The 877-nt window shown below is 70.8% G+C and carries 1 pseudogene; it reads right to left on the bottom strand.

What is annotated here, in order from left to right:
- Positions 1 to 877: pseudogene (locus H926_RS25445) on the bottom strand (ATP-dependent DNA helicase); the annotation flags it as partial.

Below are 877 nucleotides of genomic sequence, written 5' to 3'. Positions count from 1 at the left end.
GCGCCAGCCAGCCGTCACCGGGCAAAAGCTCGGCCGCCTCGCGCGCCTGGGTGATCGCCGTGGCGCCACCCTCGTCATAGCTGGCGACATCGGCCAGCCGCGCCGAAAGCCCGCGCCGCCGCCCGCGTGACTTGCCTTCCGGGCCAATCACCCAGCGGCGCAGCTCGATTGCCTCGGCCCCGGTCAGCGCGGCGCCAAACGTGCTGTCGGCCGCATCGAACACATGGTGCCCTTCGTCGAACACGATGCGCGTAGGGCGCTGCGCCACATCGCGGCCGCGTGCGGCGTTGACCATAACCAGCGCGTGGTTGGCCACCACCAGCTCTGCCTCGGCACTGGCGCGCGCGGCGCGTTCGATGAAGCATTTGCGATAATGCGGGCAGCCGGCATAGACGCATTCGCCGCGCTGGTCGGTCAGGGCGGCAATGCCGCGCTTGCGGAACAGCGTACCCAGCCAGCCGGGCAGATCGCCGCCGATCATGTCACCATCCTGGCTATAGGCCGCCCAGCGCGCCACGAGATGCGCCAGGATCGCCGGCCGCCCGGTAAAGCCGCCCTGCAAGGCGTCTTCCAGGTTGAGCAGGCACAGATAGTTTTCGCGCCCCTTGCGCACCACCACCGGCGGCGGCGCCTTGCTGCCCGGCGGCGGCATGGCAAAGGCCCGCGCACTTTCGCGGCGCAGCTGCCGTTGCAGCGCCTTGGTATAGGTGGAAACCCAGACCGTGCCACCCGATTGCTGGGTCCACAGCGATGCCGGCGCCAGATAGCCCAGCGTCTTGCCCGTGCCTGTGCCCGCCTGGGCCAGCACCACGTGCGGCTGCCGCGCACCCCGGCGCGGCGCGAACATCTGCGCCGCCTCGCGCGCAAAGGCGCGCTG

Source organism: Novosphingobium sp. B-7, assembly GCF_000410615.1.
GTDB lineage: Bacteria > Pseudomonadota > Alphaproteobacteria > Sphingomonadales > Sphingomonadaceae > Novosphingobium > Novosphingobium capsulatum.
The sequence above is the reverse complement of the archived record's forward strand: the minus strand, read 5'-3'. Positions and strand labels throughout refer to the sequence as shown.